Annotated in this window: 17 protein-coding genes; 7 read left to right on the top strand and 10 right to left on the bottom strand. The window is 63.9% G+C overall.

Annotated elements, in window-relative coordinates; translation table 11 throughout:
• Positions 1–8: 8 nt before the first annotated feature.
• The 7 genes from IVB28_RS01290 to IVB28_RS01260 all read right to left on the bottom strand — a co-directional run bounded on the left by IVB28_RS01290 (position 9) and on the right by IVB28_RS01260 (position 8,839).
• On the bottom strand, positions 9–1,985 hold the full coding sequence (locus IVB28_RS01290; RefSeq protein ID WP_247524260.1) for an acetyl-CoA carboxylase biotin carboxylase subunit: 1,977 nt from the start codon (positions 1,983–1,985) through the stop codon (positions 9–11).
• Positions 1,982–3,598, bottom strand: coding sequence for an acyl-CoA carboxylase subunit beta (locus IVB28_RS01285; RefSeq protein WP_247524259.1), 1,617 nt, complete (start codon positions 3,596–3,598; stop codon positions 1,982–1,984). The genes IVB28_RS01290 and IVB28_RS01285 overlap by 4 nt, the downstream gene beginning before the upstream one ends.
• Before the next feature lie 112 nt (positions 3,599–3,710).
• On the bottom strand, positions 3,711–4,577 hold the full coding sequence (locus tag IVB28_RS01280) for a 3-keto-5-aminohexanoate cleavage protein (protein WP_247324450.1): 867 nt from the start codon (positions 4,575–4,577) through the stop codon (positions 3,711–3,713).
• Between the two features lie 192 nt (positions 4,578–4,769).
• The gene (locus tag IVB28_RS01275) at positions 4,770–5,570 is read right to left on the bottom strand and encodes an AraC family transcriptional regulator (RefSeq protein ID WP_247524258.1); all 801 of its coding nucleotides are present in this window, start codon (positions 5,568–5,570) and stop codon (positions 4,770–4,772) included.
• Between the two features lie 196 nt (positions 5,571–5,766).
• Positions 5,767–6,423, bottom strand: coding sequence for a glutathione S-transferase family protein (locus IVB28_RS01270; protein ID WP_247524257.1), 657 nt, complete (start codon positions 6,421–6,423; stop codon positions 5,767–5,769).
• Complete coding sequence (locus IVB28_RS01265) at positions 6,423–7,586, bottom strand: acyl-CoA dehydrogenase family protein (RefSeq protein ID WP_247524256.1); 1,164 nt, start codon at positions 7,584–7,586, stop codon at positions 6,423–6,425. Before IVB28_RS01265 ends, IVB28_RS01270 begins: the two co-directional genes overlap by 1 nt.
• Before the next feature lie 116 nt (positions 7,587–7,702).
• Positions 7,703–8,839: an acyl-CoA dehydrogenase family protein gene (locus IVB28_RS01260; RefSeq protein ID WP_247524255.1), complete on the bottom strand. Its 1,137-nt coding sequence runs from the start codon at positions 8,837–8,839 to the stop codon at positions 7,703–7,705.
• Positions 8,840–9,104: 265 nt separating this feature from the next.
• Between IVB28_RS01260 and IVB28_RS01255 the strand changes: the two genes are divergently transcribed.
• The 3 genes from IVB28_RS01255 to IVB28_RS01245 all read left to right on the top strand — a co-directional run bounded on the left by IVB28_RS01255 (position 9,105) and on the right by IVB28_RS01245 (position 13,218).
• Positions 9,105–10,655, top strand: a complete 1,551-nt coding sequence (locus IVB28_RS01255; RefSeq protein ID WP_247524254.1) for a long-chain fatty acid--CoA ligase — start codon at positions 9,105–9,107, stop codon at positions 10,653–10,655.
• 75 nt (positions 10,656–10,730) lie between these two features.
• Positions 10,731–11,954 carry an ABC transporter substrate-binding protein gene (locus IVB28_RS01250; RefSeq protein ID WP_247524253.1) on the top strand — a complete coding sequence of 408 codons (1,224 nt, stop codon included), beginning with the start codon at positions 10,731–10,733 and terminating at the stop codon, positions 11,952–11,954.
• A gap of 16 nt (positions 11,955–11,970) precedes the next feature.
• A complete protein-coding gene (locus tag IVB28_RS01245) occupies positions 11,971–13,218 on the top strand; it encodes a hypothetical protein (protein WP_247524252.1) in 1,248 nt (415 codons plus the stop codon).
• Here the strand turns inward: IVB28_RS01245 and IVB28_RS01240 are convergent.
• Positions 13,165–14,688: a hypothetical protein gene (locus tag IVB28_RS01240; RefSeq protein WP_247524251.1), complete on the bottom strand. Its 1,524-nt coding sequence runs from the start codon at positions 14,686–14,688 to the stop codon at positions 13,165–13,167. The genes IVB28_RS01245 and IVB28_RS01240 overlap by 54 nt on opposite strands.
• 52 nt (positions 14,689–14,740) lie before the next feature.
• Positions 14,741–15,511: a helix-turn-helix transcriptional regulator gene (locus IVB28_RS01235; RefSeq protein WP_247524250.1), complete on the bottom strand. Its 771-nt coding sequence runs from the start codon at positions 15,509–15,511 to the stop codon at positions 14,741–14,743.
• 187 nt (positions 15,512–15,698) lie between these two features.
• On the opposite strand from IVB28_RS01235, the gene IVB28_RS01230 reads away from it, so the two are divergent.
• The 3 genes from IVB28_RS01230 (at position 15,699) to IVB28_RS01220 (ending at position 19,826) form a co-directional block, all read left to right on the top strand.
• Positions 15,699–17,960 (top strand): marine proteobacterial sortase target protein, encoded by a 2,262-nt coding sequence (locus IVB28_RS01230; RefSeq protein ID WP_247524249.1) that lies wholly within the window; start codon positions 15,699–15,701, stop codon positions 17,958–17,960.
• Between the two features lie 144 nt (positions 17,961–18,104).
• On the top strand, positions 18,105–18,674 hold the full coding sequence (locus tag IVB28_RS01225; RefSeq protein WP_247524248.1) for a class GN sortase: 570 nt from the start codon (positions 18,105–18,107) through the stop codon (positions 18,672–18,674).
• Between the two features lie 159 nt (positions 18,675–18,833).
• The gene (locus tag IVB28_RS01220; RefSeq protein ID WP_247524247.1) at positions 18,834–19,826 is read left to right on the top strand and encodes a glycosyltransferase family 2 protein; all 993 of its coding nucleotides are present in this window, start codon (positions 18,834–18,836) and stop codon (positions 19,824–19,826) included.
• 11 nt (positions 19,827–19,837) lie between these two features.
• Here the strand turns inward: IVB28_RS01220 and IVB28_RS01215 are convergent, their stop codons facing one another.
• Positions 19,838–21,481, bottom strand: a complete 1,644-nt coding sequence (locus IVB28_RS01215) for a glycosyltransferase family 2 protein (RefSeq protein WP_247524246.1) — start codon at positions 21,479–21,481, stop codon at positions 19,838–19,840.
• 212 nt (positions 21,482–21,693) lie between these two features.
• On the opposite strand from IVB28_RS01215, the gene IVB28_RS01210 reads away from it, so the two are divergent.
• Positions 21,694–23,913: an acetate--CoA ligase family protein gene (locus IVB28_RS01210; RefSeq protein WP_247524245.1), complete on the top strand. Its 2,220-nt coding sequence runs from the start codon at positions 21,694–21,696 to the stop codon at positions 23,911–23,913.
• Positions 23,914–23,973: the final 60 nt, after the last annotated feature.

Raw genomic sequence — 23,973 nt, 5'->3', positions numbered from 1 at the left:
TCGCCGCCTTAGCCTGCCCCGATCTCCGCCACGATCCTGCCCGTGGTCACCTGCTCGCCCTCGGCAACGTCGATTGCGGCGATGACGCCGTCTATGCCGGCCTTGTGGACGTGCTCCATCTTCATCGCCTCCAGCGTCAGCACCGGCTGGCCCGCGGTGACGCGCTCGCCCGGCTTGACCAGGACGGCGACGACACGACCGTTCAGGGCAGCGCGGACCTTGCCGTCACCGCCGTTGGACGTGGCGACCTTCGGCGCGGCAAGGGTGAGATCGGTGACGGCGAGCGGGATGCCGCGGTGCCGGAGATAGAGCCGATCGCCGTCGCGCAGGAAGTTTGCGCTGTCCATCACGCCATCATGGCGGAAGCGGATGGCGTCGGCATCGAGCTGGTCGATCTCAAACCTGTTGTGCCGGCCTTCGGAGGCAACGGTGTAGCTGCCGTCGCGTTCGCGCGTGACTTCGAGCTCCCGCGTCTGGCCGGCGATCTCGATTCTTGCCGGCAGCGGAAACGTTGCCGACAGGCTCCGGCCCCTCTGCCAGGAAGGCGCGCGCGGATTTGTGACGTAGAGCAGCAGGCCCGCCAGCACCGTATCGAATACAGCGCCCGTACGTGGCGCCAACAGTTCGTCGCGGTATGCGCCGATGAAGGCCGTCGTCGCCTCGCCCTTGGCAAAGCCGGGATGACGCAGACACGACAGCAGGAACGCCTGATTGGTGGTCACGCCGAAAGCGGTGAGCTGCTCCAGGCCGACGATCAGCCGTCCCCTCGCCTCCTCGCGCGTGGCGCCATGGCTGATCACTTTGGCGATCATGGAATCGTAGAACGGCGGGATCTCCGAGCCCGATTGCAGCGCGTGCTCGACACGGATGCTGCCAGGCACCTGCCAGCGCGCCATGCGGCCCGATTGCGGCATGAAGTCGTGCTCGGCGTCTTCCGAGCAGAGCCGCACCTCGATGGCATGGCCTGAGAACCTGATGTCCTGCTGCTTCACCGGCAACGGCTCGCCGCGCGCGACGCGCAGCTGCAGCTCGACGAGATCGAGCCCGGTGATCGCCTCGGTCACAGGATGCTCGACCTGAAGCCGCGTGTTCATCTCCATGAAGTAGAACTCGCCGCTCGCATCGAGCAGGAATTCCAGTGTGCCCGCGCCTTCGTAGCGCAGCGCCTTGACAGCGGCGACCGCGACGTCACCCATCTTGGCCCGCAGCTCGGGCGTGACCGCCGGAGATGGCGCCTCCTCGATCAGCTTCTGGTGACGTCGCTGCACCGAGCAATCGCGCTCGCCGAGATGAATGGCATTGCCGTGGCTATCGCCGAATACCTGGATCTCGATGTGGCGCGGGTTCTGGATGGCGCGTTCGAGGATCACCGTGGGATCGCCGAACGCAGCCTTCGCTTCCGACCGCGCGCTGCGCAGGGCGTCGGGAAACGATGCCGCATCGGTGACGAGCCGCATGCCGCGGCCGCCGCCGCCGGCGACCGCCTTGATCATCACGGGGAAGCCGATCTTCCTGGCCTCCGTGAGCATGATCTCGTCGCCCTGCTCAGTGCCTTGATAGCCGGGCACGACGAGGACGCCGGCCTTCTTCATGATCTCCTTGGCGCCGGCCTTGTTGCCCATCGCCCCGATCGCCTGCGGCGACGGACCGATGAAGACAAGCCCGGCATCCTTGCACGCCTGCGCGAAGTCTTCGTTCTCGGCGAGGAAACCGTAGCCGGGATGGACGGCGTCCGCGCCGCTTGCCTTGGCGGCGGCAATGATCGCGGCGATGTTGAGGTAGGATTGCGCGGGCAGCGCCTCGCCGATACGCACGGCCTGGTCGGCCTGCTTGACGTGGATCGCATCGCGATCGGCATCCGAATAGACCGCGATAACGCCAAGGCCGAGCTGCCGCGCGCTGCGCATCACGCGCAATGCGATCTCGCCGCGATTGGCGACCAGGACCTTGAAGAACGGCCGGTGCTGCACTGATCCGTTCCTCATGGGCGGGCCACCGAAAACTGCATGCGCTGGGGCGCGCGCGCATCGCCCTCACGGCAGATCGCGAGCACTTCGGACAGCACCCCGCGGGTATCGCGCGGGTCGATCACGCCGTCGTCGAGCACGCGTGCGCTGGTGGAGAACACGTCCATCTGGCCGTCGAACACGCCGATGATCTGCGCCTTCATGGCATTCAGCTTGTCCTGCTCGATCGGCTTGCCGCGCCGCGCGGCAGCGGCCTCGGTCACGATCGCCATGGTTTCAGCGGCCTGCTCGCCGCCCATCACCGCGGTCTTGGCGTTGGGCCAGGAGAAGCAGAAGCGCGGATGGAAGCCGCGGCCGCACATGCCGTAATTGCCGGCGCCGAAGGAAGCGCCGCAATAGATGGTGATCTGAGGCACGGTGGCCGACGTCACCGCCTGGATCATCTTCGAGCCGTGCTTGATCATGCCGGCTTCCTCATAGGCCTTGCCGACCATGTAACCGGTGGTGTTGTTGAGATAGAGCAGCGGCGTGCGGGTCTGGCAGCAGGCCTGGATGAAATGTGTCGCCTTGTTGGCGCCGGCGGGATCGAGCGGGCCGTTATTGGTGATGATGCCGATGGCCTGGCCCTCGATGCGGGCATGGCCGCAGACGGTGGCTGGGCCGTAATTGGGAGCCATCTCCGTGAAATCGGAACCGTCGACGATGCGCGCGATCACCTGCTTCATGTCCACGGTGCGCTTGTGGTCCATCGGCATGATGCCAAGCAGCTCCTCCTGGTCGTAGCGCGGCGGCTTGAATTGCGGAGCCGCCTTGCCCGGCCGCTCCCATTCCATCGCCGCCATGATCTCGCGCGCGATGCGAAGCGCGTCCCGATCGTCTTCGGCGAGGTAGTCGCCAAGGCCGGACACTTGCGTGTGCATCTCGGCACCGCCGAGCTCTTCCTCGGTCGCGATCTCGCCGGTCGCTGCCTTCAGCAGCGGCGGACCCGCAAGGAACGCGCGGGTGCGGCCGCGCACCATGACGATGTAGTCGGACAGGCCGGTCTGGTAGGCGCCGCCGGCCGTCGAAGAGCCATGCGTGACGGTGACGACAGGCAGGCCTGCCGCCGAGAGCCGCGCGAGATTGCGAAAGATGTTGCCGCCGCGGACAAAGTCCTCGACGCGGTAGCGCAAGAGATTGGCGCCGGCGCTTTCGACCAGCTGGACATAAGGCAGCTTGTTCTCCAGCGCGAGCTCCTGCACCCGCAGCGTCTTGTCGAGGCCGTAAGGTTGCAGCGCACCGGCATCGATGCCGGCATCGTTGGCGCTGACCATGCAGCGGATGCCCGAGACGAAGCCGATGCCTGCGATGACTCCGCCGCCGGGCACGCTCTTGGCGGCATCTGATACGTCGAACATGTAGCCGGCGAGCGTCGACAGCTCGATGAAGGGCGCGCCGGGGTCGAGCACCAGCGCGACGCGCTCGCGCGGCAGCAATTGTCCGCGCTTGTGGAAGCGGTCCTTTGCCGCCGCCGAGACCGCACGGGTGCGCTCCTCCAGCGCGCGCATGCGGTCGATGAGACCCAACATGCCGTCGCGGTTGGCGTGGTAGGCTGCGCTGCCGGGGGAGATGGTGTTTTCGATGACAGACATGACTTGATCCTGCTCGTCATTGCGAGGAGCGAAGCGACGAAACAATCCAGTTGCATCGCTGAGAGATTCTGGATTGCTTCGCTGCGCTCGCAATGACGGGTGAGGCGTTACTTTACCTGTTCGTCCCGAAGATCTTCCGCGCCTCGGCAGGGCTGGCGATCTCGCGGCCCGCACGTCTTGCACAGGCGGCGATGGCTTCGATCAGCTGGCCATTCGATGTCACCTTCTTGCCGTCGGCGAGATAGAAGGCGTCCTCGAGCCCCGTGCGCAAATGGCCGCCGAGCTCGGCGCAGCGCTGGTGCAGCGGCCAGATCTCCTCGCGGCCGATGGCAGTGACCTGGAAATGTGCCTCGGGGCGCTTCAGCTTGATCAGGATCGGGAGCAATTCCGGATCCGACGGCATTCCCGAAGCGACGCCCATCACAAAGTTATATTCGAGCGGGCCCTTGTACATGCCGACCTGGCGGTACATGCCGACGCAGCGCACGATGCCAACGTCAAAGCACTCGAACTCCGGGATGGTGCCGACCGCGTTCATGACGTCGAGATAGTCCTTCACCTTCTCGACCGCGTTGTCGAACATCATCGGCGGCCAAGCCCAGGTGTTGTCGGCCTTGACCTTCAAATAATTCAGCGAGCCGGCGTTGCAGGCGGCGATCTCGGGCTTCGTCTCGCGGATGCAGTCCAGCGCGCCTGAGTAGTTCGGCCCAGATACGCCCGACGTATGATTGATGATCACGCCCGGGCAGGCCTCGCGGATCGCCTGCTGGATCTCCTTGCTGACGGCGACCTCCCAGGACGGCAGATGCCCCTTGTTCGGCGCCTGCTGGCGCAGATGGATGTGCATGATGGATGCGCCGGCATCGAACGCAGCCTTGGCCTCGCGCGCCATCTCTTCCGGCGTCACGGGCACGTTGTGCTGCTTCGGGTCGGTGAGCACGCCGTTCAGCGCGCAGGTGATGACGGCCTTGTCGCTCATGCCACTAATGTCTCGCACGTTGAGAATTCAACGTTTGCGATCATGTGACGGGTGGCACGCGGCTTCTTGCGCGGAGAAGCTGAAGAAAACCAGGAATCGTGGGTTGGGCAAAGCCGCCCTTGCGCCGTGCCCACCACGTTTCAAGTCTCGATGACGATGGTGGGCACGCTCCGCTTTGCTCACCCTACGAAGCTACGAAGCCTCCGCGAGCCGCACCGTCTCGGTGCTGCGGTAGATCGCAAGGTCGCGTGAGCCGACGAAGATCGCGCGCGGCTTCAATCCGTAGAAGCGGCGGATCGAATGGCTGAAATGCGTGGAATCGGGATAGCCGATGTCCTGCGCGAGATGGGCGAGGTTGAGGTCCTGGTTGGCGAAGTGCAGCAAATGGCGCGCACGCTTCCACGCGCGGAAGGAGCGGAAGGAGATGCCGGTCTCTTCCTTGAACAGATGCAGGAAGCGCGAAGCGGACAGCCCTGCTTCCGCCGCGCAGGTGTCGGCCGTCACCGGCTCGCCGGAGAAACGCCCGATGCGGGCGACGGCGCGGGTCACACGCGGATCGAGCACGCGGCGCGGAAGCGCCTCGCCGAAGCACATCTCGTCGAACTCGGCGGTGGTGATGTCGCCATAGCGGCGCTGGCGCAGCAACGCGTAAGCGGCCAGGATCTTGCGGGCATAGGCCGCCTTGTCCGGCCCTCGCAGCCGCTCGGCCAGGACCTCGATCATGCCATCCGGCATGCTTTCCGGCTCCAGCGTCACGCTGATGACGCTGCGATAGTCACTGGCGATGGTGTGCCGCTGGTTCGGCAGGGTCACGATCAACTCGTCCGACGTTTGGACCTCATCAATCGTCAGATGCAGGCTGCCCTTTACGGCGACATAGACATGGCAGCAGCCGGGAGTCCGCTTGCGAGGGCGGCCGAGCAGGCCGGCATAGAATACCCGCTCAGGCGTGATCAGCATCAGATGGTCGGATTCGCGACCTTTATCTTCCATTGGGATCCTCCTCGCGCGGCTCTCAGGCCGCTGCGGACGGAGGTCACCTTAGCGGAAATTTAGGCGCTGTCACGGTGGGATAGCGCTGTCATGGAAAACACGACCGGTCGTTCCGCGGCGGTCCGCAGGACCGAACCCGGAACCTCGAACTTTCGGGTTCGATGCTGCGCATCGCCCCGGAATGACGGGGGCAAGCTTATGCCCTCACCCTTGGCGCAACGTTCTGCTCGACGCCGGCCTTTTGCTCCGCAGCGACAGCGCGCTTGAATCCCTCGCGCTGTTGCAGCCGAGCCCAATAAGCAGCGACATTTGGCCCGAAATCCTTGGCGAGACCGATATTGTCGGCCAGGCGAAGGGCGTACCCGATGACAATGTCAGCGGCGGTGAAGCGACCCGCGCACAAGGTTTCGGCATTGGCCGTTGCTGCCTCGACGGCGCGCAGCCGCCCCAGGAACCATTTGTGGTAATCGCCGGCAACTTGCGGGTTGCGCCGCTCCTCCGGCTCGAGCTGGCTATACCGGAGCACCAGCGTCTGCGGGAAGGTTAACGTGGCATCGCTGAAATACATCCAGTTCAGGAACGCGCCATAGGGGGGATCCTCCGGTCCCACCATCAGCGGCGTCGGGCCGTGCTTGATGCCCAGATAGTGGCAGATGCCGGAGGATTCGGTCATCCGCGTCTCGCCGTCGATCAGGAAGGGGATGGTGCCGAGCGGATTGATGCCGAGATAATCCTTGGCGAAGACCCGCGGCGGGAAAGGCAGCATCTTCAATTCGTAGGACAGCCCCATCTCCTCCAGCATCCAGAGCGGGCGGAACGAGCGCGCGGCGTCGCAGTGATAGAGCGTGATCATCAGGAGCTTCCTTTGCTGCCGGGCAGCGTACCCATCATCTTGCACAGGACCATCAGCATGACTTCGTCGGCGCCGCCGCCGATCGAGGTCAGGCGGCTGTCGCGATACGCGCGGCTAACCGGCGTCTCGTTGGTAAAGCCCATTCCACCCCAATATTGCAAGCAGGCGTCGGTGAGCTCGCGGCCAAGCCGACCGGCCTTCAGCTTGGCCATGGTCGCAAGCCGCGTCACGTCCTCGCCCGCCACCAGCGCCTCGGCGGCGCGATAGATAAGCGCGCGCAACAGCTCGACCTCGGTCTGCATCTCCGCCAGCTTGAAGTGCACGACCTGGTTGTCGAGGATGCTCTGGCCAAAAGCCTTGCGATTGCGAGTGTATTCGATGGTCTGATCGATGATGTATTCATGCGCCTTCAGGCAGGCCGCTGCGCCCCAGAGCCGTTCCTCCTGGAACTGGATCATCTGATAGGTGAAGCCCTTGCCCTCCTCACCGACCCGGTTGCGCTTGGGTACGCGGACATTGTCGAAGAAGATCTGCGCCGTGTCCGACGAGCGCATGCCCATCTTGTCGAGCTTGCGCGCCACGGTCACACCCCTGCTTTTCATGGGCACGCAGATCAGCGACTTGTTGCGGTGAACAGGCCCATCGCCGGTGTTGGCGAGCAGGCAGATCCAGTCGGCCTGGGTGCCGTTCGTGATCCACATCTTGCCGCCGGTGATGACGTAATCGTCGCCGTCGGAGCGCGCCTGCGTCTTGATCGAGGCGACGTCGGAGCCTGCGCCCGGCTCGGAGACACCGATGCAGGCGACGAAATCGCCCGAGATCGATGGCGCCAGAAATTCCCGGCGGACCTCGTCCGAACCGAAGCGCGCCAGCGCCGGTGTCGCCATGTCGGTCTGCACCCCGATCGCCATCGGCACGCCGCCGCAGGTGATGGCGCCCAATTCCTCCGCCATCATCAGCGCATAGGAATAGTCGAGGCCCGAGCCGCCGAATTCCACGGGCTTGTTCAGGCCGAGGAAGCCGAGGCTGCCCATCTTCCTGAACAGCTCGTGCGCCGGGAAGATGCCGGCTTTCTCCCACTCGTCGACATGGGGATTGATCTCGTTGACGATGAACTTCTGCAGGGAGCGGCGGATGTCGTCGTGATCGGTGCTGTAGAGCATTTTCTTTTCCTGGTCATTCCGGGGCGACGCGCAGCGTCGAACCCGGAATCTCGACATCAGACTCATCTCTGGATTCCGGGCTCGCGCTTACGCGCGCCCCGGAATGACGGCATCAGTCACAGCCCCATCTGCCGCGACGCCAGATCCTTCATGATCTCCTCGGTGCCGCCGCCGATGGCGTTGACCTTGACCTCGCGATAGATGCGCTCGGCCTTGATGCCGCGCATGAAGCCGGCGCCGCCGAAGATCTGCACGGCTTCCGAGGCGCAGAAGGCCATGGTCTGCGTCGCCTGATTCTTCATCATGCAGATTTCGGCGACCGGGCTCTCGCCCTGCTCAAGCCGCCAGGCCAGCATCTCCAGCAACGCCTGGGACGCCGCGACTTTCTGCGCCATGTCGACGATCTTGTGACGGATCACCTGATGCTGGACGAGCGGCTTGCCGAAGGTCTTCCGTTCCCTGGCATAGGCGACCGCCTCGTCGAGGCAGACCCGGGCGAAGGCGGTGCAGCTTGCCGCCATACCCATGCGCTCGCTGTTGAAGTTCTGCATGATGATCTTGAAGCCCTGCCCCTCCTCGCCGATCAGGTTCGTGGCGGGCACGCGACACTCGTCGAAATGCAGCGTCGCGGTGTCGGAGGCCCACCAGCCCATCTTCTTCAGCTTGGTGCGGGACAGGCCGGGCGTGTCGCCTTCGATCAGCAGCAGGCTGACGCCGCCAGCACCTTCGCCGCCCGTGCGCACCGCAACGGTCAGATAGTCGGCGCGCATGCCTGAGGTGATGAAGGTCTTCTCCCCGCTCACCACGTAGTGATCGCCGTCGCGCCGCGCCCGCGTGCTGAGGTTCGCGACATCCGAGCCGCCGCCCGGTTCGGTGATCGCGAGCGCGGAGATCTTCTCGCCAGCGAGCACTTGCGGCAGCACGCGTGCCCTAACCTCAGGGCGCGCCGCGCGCGCGATGGGCGGCGAGCCGATGCTGTGGCTCATCAGGCTCGCGCTGACGCCACCGGCTCCGGCCCGCGCCAGTTCCTGACTGGCCACAATCTTCATGAATTGATCGGCGGGGATGCCACCATATTCCTCGGGAAATCCCAGCCCCAACAGGCCGATCTCGGCCGCCTTGCGATAGAGCGGGCGCGGAAATTCACCGGCCTCGTCCCACTCATGGGCGAACGGGGTGATCTCCTTCTCGACGAAGCGGCGCATCATTTCGCGGAAGGCATCATGCTCGGCGGTATAGAACGGGCTCTTCATCGCGCTTTCAGCCTTGCTGACGGATTCGTCCTACCCACCATCGCCGGAACACGGGCCGTTACTTGCGTGGAGTGGCTGGCCGGGAACGGCGCTTCGCCGGGCATGGCCTAGCAACTCAACGCAAGACGATTTTGACCCCTCGCGCGCCAACTCCAAGTCAAAAAAGACGCTGCTGCACAGACTCCGGCCGGCCCCAGGGCCAGGCCGGGCATGGTGCACGGGCAGCAAGAAGGAGGGCGGCACACGACCGCCGAGGGAGGATTTTTTGGCCGTTCGTTACTACGACTGGATCGTTCATCACGGCCGCCGCACGCCTGATAAGGTCGCGGTGATCGACCTCGCGAGCGAGCGCCGCTTCACCTATGCGCAGCTTGATGCCCGCGTCTCGCGCCTCGCCTCGTTCTTGCGTCACATGCTCAAAGTCTCGCGCGGCGACCGCGTCGCGGTGCTGGCGCTGAATACGACCGATACGCTGGAGGTTCAGTTCGCTTGTGGTCGCCTCGGTGCGATCTTCGTGCCGCTGAACACCCGCCTCACCGTTCCCGAGCTGCAGTTCATCACCGGGGATTGCGCGCCGAAGGTGATGGTCCACGACACTGATCTGGCCGAGACGGCGCTCAGCGTCGCAAAGCTCTGCAGCATCGCGACGACCCTGCTGCTCGGTCCCGGCGGGTCCTATGAGGCCGGCATCGCCGCCGCAAGGCCACTCGAGACCATCGAGCAGATCACGCTCGATGATGTCTCGACCATCATGTACACGTCAGGCACGACGGGACATCCCAAGGGGGCAACCATCACCCATGGCATGACCTTCTGGAATTGCGTCAATCTCGGCGGCCCCGCCTGCATCGGGCCGTCGTCTGTGCTGCTCACCGTGCTGCCGCTGTTCCACACCGGCGGGCTGAATTGCTACACCAATCCCGTGCTGCACGCCGGCGGCACGGTGATGATCATGCGCGCCTTCGATCCCGGCACCGCGCTCGGCCTGATCAACGATCCCGCGCAGGGCATCAACGTGTTCTTCGGCGTGCCCGCGATCTACCAGTTCATGGCGCAGCATCCGGCTTTCGCGACGACCGATCTCAGCCGGCTGATCATCGGCGGCGTCGGTGGCGCGCCGATGCCGGTGCCCCTGCTCAAGGTGTGGGAGGCGCGCGGCGTCGCGCTTCAGCAGGGCTACGGCATGACTGAGACCTCGCCGGCCGTACTGGTGCTCGACCGCGAGGATGCGGCGCGGAAAGCCGGCTCTGCCGGCAAGCCGGTGCTGCACACCGAGGTCCGCATCGTTCGGCCCGACGGCAGCGATGCCGATATCGGCGAGCTTGGCGAACTCTGGGTAAAGGGCCCCAACATCACGCCGGGCTATTGGAACAGACCGGAGGCGAACAAGACGTCCTTCACCGACGGCTGGCTGCACACGGGCGATGCTACGCGCGTCGACGAGGAAGGCTTCTACTACATCGTGGACCGATGGAAGGACATGTACATCTCCGGCGGCGAAAACGTCTATCCGGCCGAGGTCGAGAACGTGCTGCACCAACTCGAGGCCATCGCGGAAGCCGCCGTGATCGGCATCCCGGATCCGCAATGGGGGGAAGTGGGCCTTGCCATCGTCGCCGCCAAGCCGGGCCGGAAGCTGACCGAGACCGATGTCATGGCGCATTGCGCGGCAAATCTCGCGCGCTTCAAATGCCCGCGCCAGATCCGCTTCGTCGAAGCGCTACCGCGCAACGCCACCGGCAAGATCCACAAGCCGACCTTGCGCAAGGAGTTCTCGGTGGCCTCGGAAGTCGACAAGAAAGCCGCCAATGCCTGATCCAGGCGCCCTTTAGTGGGCGCTTTGCTTTTTGAAGTGCCTGCCCCTCCCCACAAGAAACTCCAAGGAATTTTTATGAAGAACAAGAAGTTCGTCCTGCTCGCCGCGGCAACGGCCCTCACATTGTTTTCGGTTCAAGGCGCCTCCGCACAAAAGAAATACGACACCGGCGCCAGCGACACCGAGATCAGGATCGGCAATGTCGAGGCCTATTCCGGCCCCGCTTCCGCCTACGGCGTCATCGGCAAGACCGAGGAGGCCTATTTCAAGATGATCAACGACCAGGGCGGCATCAACGGTCGCAAGATCAACTGGATCTCCTACGATGACGGCTACTCGCCGCCCAAGACCGTGGAGCAGGTCCGCAAGCTGATCGAGAGCGACGAGGTGTTCCTGGTCTTCAACGCGCTGGGCACGCCGACCCAGACCGCCGTGCAGAAATATCACAACGCCAAGAAGGTGCCGCAGCTGTTCCTCGCCACCGGCGCCAGCAAATGGAACGACCCGAAGGGTTTCCCCTGGACCATGGGCTTCCAGCCGAGCTATCGGGTCGAGGCGCGGATTTTCGCCAAATACATCTTGCAGGCGAAGCCCGACGCCAAGGTCGCGATCTTCTATGCCAATGACGATTTCGGCAAGGATTACGTCGCCGGCATCAAGGAGATCTTCGGTGACAAGGCCTCCTCGCTGATCGTTGCGGAAGAGAGCTACGAGACCACCGAACCCTCAATCGATTCCCACATCGTCAAGCTGAAGGGCACCGGCGCCAACGTCTTCGTCAACATCTCGACCCCGAAATTCGCAGCCCAGGCGATCAAGAAGATCGCCGAGCTCGAATGGAAGCCGATGCATGTCATGACCGACGTCTCGATCTCGATCGGCGCGGTGATGAAGCCCGCTGGGCTCGATGCTTCGGAAGGCGTGCTGTCGGCGACCTATTTGAAAGACGCATCCGACCCGCAATGGAAGGACGACGAAGGAATGAAGAAGTTTATCGCTTTCATCGACAAATACATGCCGGGCGCCAATGTCTCCGACACCAACCTCGTCTACGGCTATGCCGCCGCGCAGACCCTGGTTCAAACCTTGAAGCAGTGTGGCGACGACCTGACGCGGGACAACGTGATGAAACAGGCCGCCAGCCTCAAGGACTTTACACCCGATACGCTGATCCCCGGAATCAAGATCAACACCGGCGCCAACGACTTCGCGCCGATCGAGCAGCTCAAGATGATCCGCTTCAAGGCTGGCCAGTGGGAGCTGTTCGGGGATATCATCAGCGCGGAAACCGGAGGCTAGTTCTTCGCGCATGTCCTTGGCCAGCGATCCGGAGCCGTCCCCGCAAGGGGCGGCTCCACACGCAAGTGAAATGGCGGCGGAGAAGCCGTTTTTCTTTCTGCACATCCGCAAGACCGCCGGCGTTTCGCTGCGCGGCCTCCTGGCCAACCGCTTTCCTGCGGACCGAATCCTGTTCCAGGCCCATTCGGTCAGCGGGCCGCGGCAGCCAAATGATGCGCTGTTTGCGACCGGCCATGTCGGGTTCGACTATGCCAGGCAGTTCAAAGCTGCTCCGACGATCTTCACCGTGCTGCGCGAGCCGATGGCGCGGAGCATGTCAGCCTATGACTTCTTCCAGAGCCATAGCGAGACCTTCCTTCGACATCTCGCGACCGAGCTGACGGAGGAGGAATATCAAGGCCGCAGCCGCTTCCAGCAGCGTGCGCGCGAGCTCGGGCCGGCCCGCTTTCTCGCCGAGGAGGAGAAGCTGGCGCGCCATTGGCTCGCCAATGTGCAGACGCGGCAATTGGCCGGCGCCGCTTTCGCAGATTGTCCCGATGACGACCCGCAGCTGCTCGATGCTGCCCTGCAAAATCTTGCGGAGGTCGATCTCGCCGGCATCCTCGAACGCGAGCGAGATACTCTGCACCTCCTTGGCCGGATCATGGGCTGGGGAGCGCTTGGCCCGCTGCCCCACCTCAATAGCACGCACGGGCGACGATCCGAGCTCGACGCAGGCTGCCGCCACATCCTGCAATCCTGGAATGAGCTGGACCTCCGGCTCTATGTCGAGGCCTGCCGGTTGTTCGACCAGAAACTGCGCGCCTTGCCCGACGAAGCGGACACGACGGCGATCGCGACATCGCTTATTGGGGGCCGCTTCACGCCGGATCAACCCGTGCACGGCCATGGTTGGCATGAACGGGAATATTTCGCGGACCGTTGGCTGTGCTGGAATTCGGCACCCCTGGCGACGCTGAATCTGCGCGTACGAACAGCCCGCCCGTCGCGGTTCAAATGCCTGCTGTCGCACGTCTTCAGTACGCATACGCTCGACCGCCTCGGGATCGCACTCAACGGCCACCGCCTCGACCTGCGCAAGCGGGCGGTCAGCGACGGCATCCTCATTGAAGGCGACATTGCTGCGACAGCCTGGACGGCGGATGCTCATCGCGCAGCCCTGACTTTTGACTGTCCCGTCTTGGGCAGCCCGCGCGATCTCGATCCGGCCTCATTGGATGCCCGGCAACTCGGATTCGCCCTCGCCTGGCTCGAGCTGGTTTGAATATTCGGTAACCTCGCCCAGTTCGACGGACACGACGGAAAGGCCGAGACGGCGGGAATCGCCGATGCCCCTGAACACGGGGCAAGCCCAGGCAAGGATGGCGGTGCCCGAGGGCGGCAGGTCGACGTTCAGGATGTAGCTGTCGCGGCCGATTATGATCGCAGAGCCGTCCACGCGCACACCGTCGAGATAGAAATGGGCGCCGATTTTCTCCGGTGGCGCGCGCAGCGCCGGACTTTGGATACGGACCGTGTTGCGGCCCGGGATTCCCATGATGCGAACCGCCGCCTCCGGCTCGCTCCAGCGGAAAGTGTGCCCGGCCGATGCCTCCATCGCATGGAATCCGGCTTGCGCGCGCACACCTTCGCCAAGCAGGCCGGCAACCGGCCTCCTGTCGCGTCCGGCGCGATGAATGCAGTCGAGCCTCTGAAGCCGGATCAGCGAGGCGATGTAGCGCCTCATCCATCGCGCGATCGCTGCGCTTGAACCGGCCACCGTCAGTGCGGTCAAGACCGCATACGCGTGCGCGACGGTCAGGCGTGCGGCTACACGCGCGCCAAGGCTGCCGAGCAGCGACGGCACCGCCCAGCGGCAGAAGGCACGCAGCTTCTCGTCAGGCTGTCTCCAGCCTCGGCCCGAAAGGCTGTAGCGCACCAGCGCCTGCAATGCATGACGCGCGAGCGAAACGTCGTAATCATCCCGCTGGCTCCACTCGATCGGGATCTCGAGCAATTCGCTGCCGGGATCGCGGCGTGCCTCGCCGAGATAGCGGATCTCGCCCTGAACGAAATCGAGCGTGAACTTCCTCAGCTCGCCGATCTTGCCGACGTAATAGTGATGGAAGCGCGCCTCTTCCAGGTAACCAATGGCATAGCCTCTCGCGTGATATGCCGCAGCCAGCACCCATTCGGCGAAATGGCCGAGCTCCTCCCGCAGGCCCCCGCATTCCCAATAGACGTCACGCCGCGTCACGAAGCACTGGTCGAGCACTTTACGCCAGGGATGCTGCTTCATCCCGAACTCGATGTCGGCCTGGTACATCGCAGCCTCTGCCACGGACAGTCGGTTATGGCAGATCGGGACCGAATGGCAGGAGAAGCCGGCCCACTCGGGATGAGCCTCGATGGCGCGGATGCACAGCTCGATCACGCCGGGCTCGGGCCAGCAATGCGACTCCGTGAAGAACAGATGGCTGCCGCGGGCTTTGGTTGCGCCGAACGCGCACAGCCCGATATCGTGCTCGGAGTCGGTGAACTCGAGGCGAGCCTCGTCACCGGCCAGCGCCTTCAACTCCTCGCGCGCCCTGAAATCGGGCGGCACGACCAGGATGATTTCGTAGAGGGATTTGTCCGCGGTCTGCGAGGTCCAGCCCAGCCAGGACTGCTCCCATTGCCCGCGATGATATTCGAGCGGGATGATGATGGAGAACAGCGGAGATCCGCCGCCGTATCGCGCGGGCCCATACTGCATGGTCGATCTTTATAAACACATGCCACGCCGCTGCAGGACTATTTCTTGCGGACTATTGCGTCAAAAACAGCGCGAACGATTCTTCTACCGTGCGTCGCAGATGTTTTCGATACAAGGCATGGTTGGCATCATCCGGCGAAACCCGTCCCAGGGAGGGCTGCTGGACGTTTTTCAGGGGTACGTAGGCGATCGGCGCCGCGATGGGCGTGAGCTGCGAGCCGGGGCCAGCGCGGAGCGTCGAGATGATGCCGTACATCTCGCCGGCGACCGTCGGCCGCGACACCGTGATCACGCGGTGCTGGCCATGCTTGATGATGACGAGGTAGATGAAGCCGGACTGATGGGGAACGGCGACCTCGCCGGTATGTTCGTAGGCGGCATCGGTCCGATCGCCCTCTCGGAAGACCAACGAAGAGATTTTCGGCTCCCAGACGATCTCGGTGCGATAGGCGAAGATCGCGTCCTTGTCGCCGAACGACGGCCGCAGCGTGATGTAGATGTCCTCGAGCCAGCTTACGGCACGATGCGCATAGGAGCCGAGGCTGTCCGGGGCGACATCGTTGGCGGCCGGCGGCGTCACCACGACGACGCTTTTGCGCAAAGAGACGCCCAGCGCCTGCTCCAGCCGGACCGTCGTCACCAGCGTGAACGGTCGGCGGCCGCCGAGTACCTTTTCCAATGTCGACAGGCTGAGCTTGGCCTGCTCGGCCAGCGCCTGCCGGGAGATCCGGCGCCTGGCGAGCTCCTCGCGAATGGTCTCGGCGATCTCGCGGCTCTGCTCGTCCGAAAGCTGCTTGTCGGTTGGTTTATCCTGCATCTGCATCGCTAGCCCTGCTCCAGCACGGACATCCTAGCAGGGCGGACAAACCAGCACAAAACCGCACATGACCGCCCAGCGGCGGCCTGCCGGGGCCGGCCGCGGCGGAACATTGCCGATCATTCTGCTCGCGAAATCGGCCCCTCCCGGCGAATGCTCACAGCCAGCAAACGTCCTTTCGGGAGCAGGCCCAATGGTCACCTACGACACAGCTGACAACGACGAGCACCCCATGTTGAACCGGCTGATCAAGCTCGGATTGCTTCTTCTCGCGCAGGGCATCGCGGTGATGCTGATGGCCTTCGTGGCCCTGCTTGTCAGCTTCGGGACGAGTTGGTCGGCAACGACCGAGCCGGCCAGCCTGCTCCAGCCCGGCGATGCACGGTCCGGTACGCTGCTTCTGAAGGACGACGGCGCCACCACCGAAGCGATCCGCCTCGGTATCGACATCGACATCACGGTATCGGGTCCGACGCTGCGCGCCCGGGTCACCCAAATCTTCCGCAACCCGACCAAGGACTGGGCCGAGGCAACCTATGTCTATCCGCTCGCGGCCGGCGCCGCCGTCGATTCGCTGAAGATGGTGGTCGGCGATCGCGTCATCGTCGGAGACATCAAGGAGCGGCAGCAGGCGCGCGTCATCTACGAAGAGGCACGCCGCGCCGGTCAGAAGGCCGCGCTCACCGAGCAGGAACGGCCGAACATCTTCACCAATTCAGTTGCCAATATCGGCCCCGGCGAAACCGTGCTGGTGCAGATCGAATATCAGGAGCCCGTGCATCAATCAGGCAACGAATATTCGCTCCGCCTGCCGCTGGTGGTCGGACCGCGCTACAATCCGGCGCCGATCGTGCAGAGCGTCGACTTCAGCAGCGACGGCTCGGGCTGGGGCGCGGCGACGTCGGCCCCGGTACCGGACCGTGACCGCATCTCGCCGCCGGTGCTGGATCCCGCCAGGACTGCACCGGTCAATCCGACCAGCATCACGGTGCGCCTGAAGGCCGGCTTCGCGCTTGGCGAGGTTAGGAGTCACCACCATAACGTCAAGATCGAGAGTCCGGAGAACACGGCACGCATCATCACGCTCGCCGATGGCGCTGTTCCTGCCGACCGCGACTTCGAGCTGACATGGAAGCCTGCCGCCGAGAAGGCGCCGTCAGTGGGCCTGTTCCGCGAACATGTCGGCGGTGCCGACTACCTGCTCGCCTTCGTCACCCCGCCCAACGCCGAGCAGTCGACACAGAAGCCACTGCCGCGTGAGGTCGTGTTCGTGATCGACAATTCCGGGTCGATGGGCGGCACGTCGATGGTCCAGGCCAAGGCAAGCCTTACTTACGCTCTCTCTCGGCTCCAGCCGACCGATCGTTTCAACGTCATCCGCTTTGACGATACCATGGACGTGCTGTTTCCGGCTTCCGTGCCGGCAGACGCTGCCCATGTCGGCGAGGCGACCTCGTTCGTGAGCGCGCTGCAGGCGCGCGGCGGCACCGAGATGGTGCCGGCGATGCGCGCCGCACTGGCCGACAAGCTCGGCGACACCGGCATGGTTCGCCAGGTCGTATTCCTGACCGATGGTGCAATCGGCAACGAACAGCAATTGTTCGAAGCGATCACGGCGATGCGCGGCCGCTCGCGCGTCTTCATGGTCGGCATCGGGTCGGCGCCCAACACCTATCTGATGACACGCGCCGCCGAGCTCGGCCGTGGAGCCTTCACCCATATCGGGTCGGTCGAGCAGGTGGAGGAGCGCATGCGCGGCTTGTTCGCCAAGCTCGAAAATCCGGCCGTGACCGGCCTCAGCGCGAAATTCTCCGAAGCCAAGGCCGACGTCACCCCCGCGATCATCCCGGACGTCTATCGCGACGAGCCGCTGGTGCTTGCGGCCAAGCTCGACAAGCTGGCGGGCTCGCTCGAGATCAGGGGGCACGTCGGCGACCGTCCATGGTCAGTGACGCTGCCGCTGCAAAATGCGGCCGAAGGCAAGGGCCTGTCGAAACTCTGGGCCAGGCGCAAGATCGGTGACGCCGAGGTGGCGCGCGCCATGCGGGAGCTCGCGCCCGAGGAGGCCGACAAGGCGATCCTGACGCTGGCGCTCGACCATCAGATCGTCACGCGCCTGACCAGCCTTGTCGCCGTCGACAAGACGCCGAATCGCCCCGAAGGCGCGCCGCTCAAGCTCAGCGAGCTGCCGATCAACCTGCCCGCCGGCTGGGAGTTCGAGAAAGTGTTTGGCGAACGGTCGCCGTTCCCGGGGCAGTTGCGTGAACGTCATGCCGATGCGGGCACCTCACCGGCCGCGCGGCGTCCAACATCGGCAGCGCCTGATGCGATCCGTCTGCCCAAGACGGCAACCTCAGCCGAGCTGAAGATGATCGCGGGCCTGATGCTGATTGTGCTCGCCCTGTTTCTATTCGTGTTCAACCGGCGTCAGCCCTTGCTCACTGACGTCGCTTGAGAGAGGAGCTCCCTAACTCCTCTACTTCAGCGCGCGCGGCTGCCCGTCCCACACCCAACGGCCGCGCGCGCCTTTTTATCGATGTCATTGCAAGGAGCGAAGCAACGAACTTCGCTTCGCTCGCAATACGGAAGATGAAATACGATGCCCCGCCTCTTATCTCCATTGGTTCTGTCCCTGATCGGCCTTATCCTGTTCGGCGACGGCGCCTTTATCCACGCCAAGGCGTGGCTCGCACAGGTGCTGCTGGAGCGCGCATTCGACCAGAGCGTCGCGACGGGCCGGATGGTCAAGCCGTGGTCATGGGCCGACACCTGGCCGGTCGCGCGGGTCGAGGTGAAACGGATCGGCGCCAGCACGATCGTGCTGGAAGGCGCGAGCGGGCAGGCGCTTGCCTTTGGACCCGGTCATATCCACCAAACGGTTGATGCCGGCGAGCGCGGCATTGCCGTATATGCCGGACATCGCGACACACATTTCCGTTTCGTGCGGAATGTCGCCATTGGTGACGTGATCGATGTCACACGCGCTGACGGCAAACACTTTCGCTATCGCGCGGATTCATCCGCTGTGGTCCGCTTCGATGCGTCGGGCATCGATCCCACGGCGCGGGATGTCGAACTCGTGCTCACGACCTGCTGGCCGTTCGACGCGGTCACCTCCGGCCCGGAGCGGTATGTCCTGCATGCCACCTTGATCGGAACAGGTGAATAACGGTTCGCAGGCTGTCCCGGATCGATCAAGCGCTCCGTAATCGCGCCGGAGAGGCGGGCCATCGTATTTGACGGCACCGCGAACTGGCGCTGCCGGCCGAAGGCCTGTAAGAAAGGCCCATTGATTTTCGTACGTTGTGATTTTGTGGAAGAACGATACATGGATGCCGAGTTCAGGCAGCGGCTCGAACTACGACTGGAGCAGCTCGAAAATCGTGTCGCGCTCCTGGAAAGGAACCAGGATCTCATCGCCGCCGGGCAAAGGCGATCCTCGCTGCGGAGCCTTTGGCGGCGCCCGCCGATGTGGACCTTCGAGCAATATCCACCGCGCCTGCTCAATTTGAGGGCATTCCCACCGGCCCCCTCGATCCACGGGAATGCACCGCGGATCGCGATCGTCACGCCAAGCTACAACCATGCGCAATATCTCGGCGCCACGATCGAAAGCGTCGTGAGTCAGAGCTATCCCAACCTGTATTATCACGTGCAGGATGGTGCCTCGATCGATGGTACGACAGATCTGCTGAAGAGCCGCGGCGAGGGCATCAGCTGGAAGAGCGGACCTGACAGCGGGCAGTCGAACGCCATCAATCTCGGCTTTGCGGGTATCGACAGCGAGATCATGGCCTATCTCAACAGCGACGACATGCTGCTGCCCGGGACGCTGGCCTATGTCGCCAACTACTTCACGTCGCATCCGCATGTCGACATCGTCTATGGCCATCGCGTCTTCGTCGATCGCGAAGGGCTCGAGGTCGGCCGTGCCGTGCTGCCGCCCCATGACGGGCACGCGCTGCAATATGCCGACTATATCCCGCAGGAGACGATGTTCTGGCGCAAGCGCGTGTGGGACAAGATCGGACCGCTCGACGAGAGCTTTCACTACGCGATGGATTGGGACTTCATCCTGCGAGCGCAGGCTGCGGGATGCAAATTCGTTCGCCTGCCCCGATTCCTCGCCTGCTTCCGAATTCATGACGCCCAGAAGACGGCAGCAACCTACGCAATCGGCGTCAGGGAGATGGGCATCTTGCGGCGTCGCGTGCTCGGCTTCGATCCGACACACATGCAGATCCGCCGCGCCATCGCTCCCTATCTCGCAAGGCAGGTTGTCTTTCACTACGCCCACAAGCTGAACCTGCTGCCGCACTGAGCAAGCGGAGATCAGCGGTCTCGTGACGCACGGACCTCATCGAGCCAGATCCGCTCAAGACCAATGCCGAGAGGGCGTACATCGGCGCTCAACCCCAGATCAGCGGGCGAGCGTGGATCGGATAGGGACAGGCTGATGGTCAAGCTCCCGTCGGCGGCAATCGCGGCGGGATCGAGCATCAACCTGCGCAAGCCCGCAAACGCCCCTGTCGAAAACGTCAATTCCTGCTGCGCTCCGCTGCCGACGCGGCAAACCGCACCCAGTTGCGGATTTCTGTCGGAAACGAAGGCCCGGCACGCCACAACGAGCTCGACCGGCCGTGACGGGACGGGATGAACCTCGAAGCGGAGCACGCAATGCCTGGCGACGGACCAGGTGCCCCATTGCTCCGGCTCGCTCCATCCCTCGATCAACGCAGCGACGCCCGCCCCGCCACATCCAAATTCGAGCTCCTCGGCGCCGAGGACCGGCGCAGACGCGGGAGCCTCCGGAGCGACTAGATCGAACGGCTCCTGATCCGGAACGAACTGCGCGACCACGCGCACGGCATCTGCGATCGAATTGAGCCCGATCGCAGAACCATCGAGCTCGTAAACCACGCGGTTCTGTCCGATGACGCGAACACCCTTGCCGGGTGGCGGCCGATCCGCAAGACGCGCAGGAATGATGATATCGGCGACCTCGAACCCATGCATGCGGGCGAGTTCGCCGATGGTCTGTACGGTTCGATCATACAGCGGCGGCCGATTGTTGATGTCGGTCGCAAGCGCCTGTGCAAGTGCCTTGAAGTCGAGCCGCACGTCGTCATCATCCGCCAGCAACAGATGCTTGAGGACGAGCATGTCCTTGGCAATGAAGAGCTGAAGGGCGTTGAGATCAGGGAGCCGGGGATCGTCGTCAATGGGGCCGAAATCGCGCGCTCCTCGCGACGTTTCGAGCAGATCAATGGTCTCGAAGAACAACGCATGACCGGTGCTGTGCTGCGAAAATCCGGCCATGCTCAGCGGCCGTGACAGTCGGACGAAACTGTCGGTCAGCGCAGCGTTGGCGATACCGGATGCCACGTCCGGCGATAGGCCGATGAAGTAGCGGCCACCGACCGCACGCATCCGATCGATGACGCTGCGGCGGACGAAGGAATTGTAGATCATCGGCAGATTCGCATAATGCGCCTGGAAGCCGAAGATGCGCACCAGCTCGTCGCGCGAGGCGACGCGCTTTGCCGACGAGGTCAGGTCGATCTCGGCGAGCAGCCTGTTGCGGAAGGCCGGATGGTAGTAGCCCGGCCAGTGGTAGCTGTAGGCGTGCCAGCTCAGGAGATCGATCTTTCCGCCCGAGAGCAGATCCGATGCCGTGGCACATGCGTAGGGCATCAACCCGTCGTCATCGCCGAGGAAGGCGATGTATTCGCCCGAGGCATGGCCGAGTGCCTCCTCCCAATTGTCGGTCATGGTCAGCACGGCTTTGCTGGCAAAATGCTTGAACCGCTCGTCCTGGAGGTCTGCGACCATCTTCGCGATCTCAGGATTGCCGCCGTTGTTCTGGACGACGAACTCGCAGTCTGCGTGCGCAGGCTGGCACGCCATGGTCGCGAGCGCGTGGCGAAGCGTGTCGGGACGATCGAGAGTCGGCACCACGATGGACAGAAGCGGCATGATGACCATTTGAGAGAATGAGCGTCACGGTGTCCTAGCATCTTGCCGGATCGTTCGCACTTTCGCCAAAAGTCTTGTGATGCTAGCGTTATCGTCAGGTCTTGTCGTCAAAGACTTGCCCATTCCGCCTCGCGGCATGGAGTCCCGCCACGGCAGCCCGCGCAGCCGGCGCGACAGCGCGTTGCAACAAGAACAAGAAGTGAGGGAAGCGCATGGAAGCTCAAGTGCCTGCCGCATCGGTTTCGCAACGCCCATGGTCTCCGGCACCCGAGGCCGGAGAGATCGTCAAGGGCATCCATGCCATGCTGCATCCGCTCAACATCGTGCTGGTGGGCGCGACCGACAAGCCCGGCAATTATGCCGAGCGCATCTGGAATAATCTGATCAAGTACGGTTACGCGGGCGGCCTCTATCCGGTCAACGCCAAGCGCGAATCGATATGGGGCGTTCCCTGCTACAAGGACTTTGCCAGCCTGCCGGAGAAGCCCGATCACGTTCTGGTGCTGGTGCCGGCGCGCTTTGCCGTCCAGGTGATCCGCGACGCTGCGGCAGCCGGCGCAAGATCGGCTACCATCGTCACCTCGGGCTTCAGCGAGTTGCAGGATGAAGACAGCCAGAAGCTCGCCGCCGAATTGCAGGCGGCCGTGCGCGAGACGGGGCTCGCCGTCACCGGCCCGAATTGCCTCGGCAACTTGAGCGCGGGCGAGAAGCTCTTCACCAACATCGACGACCGCATCGTCACCATGGAGCAAGGCGCGGTGGCAATCGCCGGACAGTCCGGTGCCATTGTCATGGCGATCCGTCAGGCGCTGGAGGATCGGGGTGTTGGTGTCGGCTACATGGTGACGACCGGCAATGAGGCCGGGCTAGAGACGCCAGACTTGATGCGCTATTTCGCCGAGGACCCGAGCATCAAGGTGATCGTCGTCTATCTCGAAGGCGTGCGCAACACCAGGGCGTTTCGCGACGCCTGCAAGGCGGCACGCGCCGCCAGCAAGCCGGTGATCGCGCTCAAGCTCGGCGCGTCCGAGGGCGGCCGCGCCGCGGCGATGGCGCATACCGGTGCGCTCGCGGGCTCGATCGAGACGTTCGACGCCGTTGCGACGCGCGAAGGGGTGATCCGGGTCGGCGGGCTCGACGAGCTGATCGAGACCACCGAATGCTTCGTTCACGCGGCCGTGCCCAAAGGTGACCGGCTCGCTGCCGTCACGCTGTCCGGCGGCAAGCGCGGCATGCTGCTTGACGCCTTCTACAAGGAAGGCCTGAACTTCGCCCCGCTCAGCCCGCACGTCGGCTCCGAACTGGCGAAAATGCTCGGACCGGGCTCGATCGTCGGCAATCCGCTCGACGCCGGCTTTGCCGCGGTCGTCGATCCCTCCGTCTACATGAAGTCGATCAAGCTGATGATCGACGATCCCGCTATAGACATCGTCATCGTCGACGCTGAACTGCCCAAGGCGCCACATGAGCTGCGCGAACGCAACCTGCGCATCGTCGACGAGATGGCGCGCCAGGGCGGCAAGCCCGTGATCTACATCAGCGCGATGTCCATTGGCTTCACCGAGTTCACCAAGACATTACGCAAATCGCTGCCGCATCTCGCGGTCATGCAGGGCATGGACCGGGCGGTGACCGCGATCAAGTCGCTGCTCGCCTATGCCAAGCTGCGCAAGGAGGTGCCCGACATCGTCTCGAGCTCGAAACCTGCCGCGCGCGCCGTGCTGGAGAAGGCATTGAGATCGGCAAGCGGTGCCGCGCTCGACGAGGTCGCCTCGAAGAAGCTCCTGAAGGCCTACGGCATTCCGGTCTCCAAGGAGGCAATTGCGCAGACGGCAGCCGATGCGGCCAAGATCGCAAAGCAGATCGGTTTCCCGGTCGTGGCGAAGGTCGTCAGCGCGGAGATCCTGCACAAATCCGACATCGGCGGTGTCGTGCTGAACCTCAACAGCGCCGCCGAGGTGAAGAAGGCATTCGCCGACATCACCGCCCGGGTGGCGAAGCTGAAAGGCAAGCCGAAGCTCGACGGCATCCTGATCGCGCAACAGGTCAAGGCCGAGCTCGAGCTCGTGGTCGGCGCCTCACTGGACGCCGAGATGGGGCCGGTCGTGCTGTTCGGCACCGGCGGCATCGACATCGAGCTGATGAAGGACGTGGCGCTCGCCGGCGCGCCGCTGGATGAGGCCGAGGCGCGGCTCCTGATCGGCCGCACAAAGGCCGGAATCAAGATGCGGGGCTATCGCGGCAAACCGGCCTTGCACGAGGCCTCCGCAGTGAAAGCGCTGGTCGGCCTGTCGAATTTGATCGCGGATGCCGGCGACCGGATCGCCTCGATCGACATCAATCCGTTCCTGATCAACACCAGGACGGGCGTAGCCGTCGATGCCCTGATCGTCCTCAACAACGCCGCGGCAAGGCGTGCGGCCGGACGTTGAAGTCCTGTAGGGTGGATTAGCGCAGCGTAATCCACCGACTCACCGTTTATGCATACGAGA

Origin of the sequence: Bradyrhizobium sp. 199, assembly GCF_023073355.1 — a bacterium.
GTDB lineage: Bacteria > Pseudomonadota > Alphaproteobacteria > Rhizobiales > Xanthobacteraceae > Bradyrhizobium.
This window is presented reverse-complemented; position numbering and strand designations above follow the sequence as displayed.

What these genes read in the sequence shown, in the direction of transcription:
- IVB28_RS01220 (WP_247524247.1), top strand. Translation starts at nt 18,834, where the DNA reads ATGGATGCCGAGTTCAGGCAGCGGCTCGAACTACGACTGGAGCAGCTC.
- IVB28_RS01235 (WP_247524250.1), bottom strand. Translation starts at nt 15,511, where the DNA reads ATGCAGATGCAGGATAAACCAACCGACAAGCAGCTTTCGGACGAGCAG.
- IVB28_RS01270 (WP_247524257.1), bottom strand. Translation starts at nt 6,423, where the DNA reads ATGATCACGCTCTATCACTGCGACGCCGCGCGCTCGTTCCGCCCGCTC.
- IVB28_RS01230 (WP_247524249.1), top strand. Translation starts at nt 15,699, where the DNA reads ATGGTCACCTACGACACAGCTGACAACGACGAGCACCCCATGTTGAAC.
- IVB28_RS01265 (WP_247524256.1), bottom strand. Translation starts at nt 7,586, where the DNA reads ATGCTCTACAGCACCGATCACGACGACATCCGCCGCTCCCTGCAGAAG.
- IVB28_RS01215 (WP_247524246.1), bottom strand. Translation starts at nt 21,481, where the DNA reads ATGCCGCTTCTGTCCATCGTGGTGCCGACTCTCGATCGTCCCGACACG.
- IVB28_RS01240 (WP_247524251.1), bottom strand. Translation starts at nt 14,688, where the DNA reads ATGCAGTATGGGCCCGCGCGATACGGCGGCGGATCTCCGCTGTTCTCC.
- IVB28_RS01210 (WP_247524245.1), top strand. Translation starts at nt 21,694, where the DNA reads ATGGAAGCTCAAGTGCCTGCCGCATCGGTTTCGCAACGCCCATGGTCT.
- IVB28_RS01285 (WP_247524259.1), bottom strand. Translation starts at nt 3,598, where the DNA reads ATGTCTGTCATCGAAAACACCATCTCCCCCGGCAGCGCAGCCTACCAC.
- IVB28_RS01225 (WP_247524248.1), top strand. Translation starts at nt 18,105, where the DNA reads ATGCCCCGCCTCTTATCTCCATTGGTTCTGTCCCTGATCGGCCTTATC.
- IVB28_RS01250 (WP_247524253.1), top strand. Translation starts at nt 10,731, where the DNA reads ATGAAGAACAAGAAGTTCGTCCTGCTCGCCGCGGCAACGGCCCTCACA.
- IVB28_RS01275 (WP_247524258.1), bottom strand. Translation starts at nt 5,570, where the DNA reads ATGGAAGATAAAGGTCGCGAATCCGACCATCTGATGCTGATCACGCCT.
- IVB28_RS01260 (WP_247524255.1), bottom strand. Translation starts at nt 8,839, where the DNA reads ATGAAGAGCCCGTTCTATACCGCCGAGCATGATGCCTTCCGCGAAATG.
- IVB28_RS01280 (WP_247324450.1), bottom strand. Translation starts at nt 4,577, where the DNA reads ATGAGCGACAAGGCCGTCATCACCTGCGCGCTGAACGGCGTGCTCACC.
- IVB28_RS01290 (WP_247524260.1), bottom strand. Translation starts at nt 1,985, where the DNA reads ATGAGGAACGGATCAGTGCAGCACCGGCCGTTCTTCAAGGTCCTGGTC.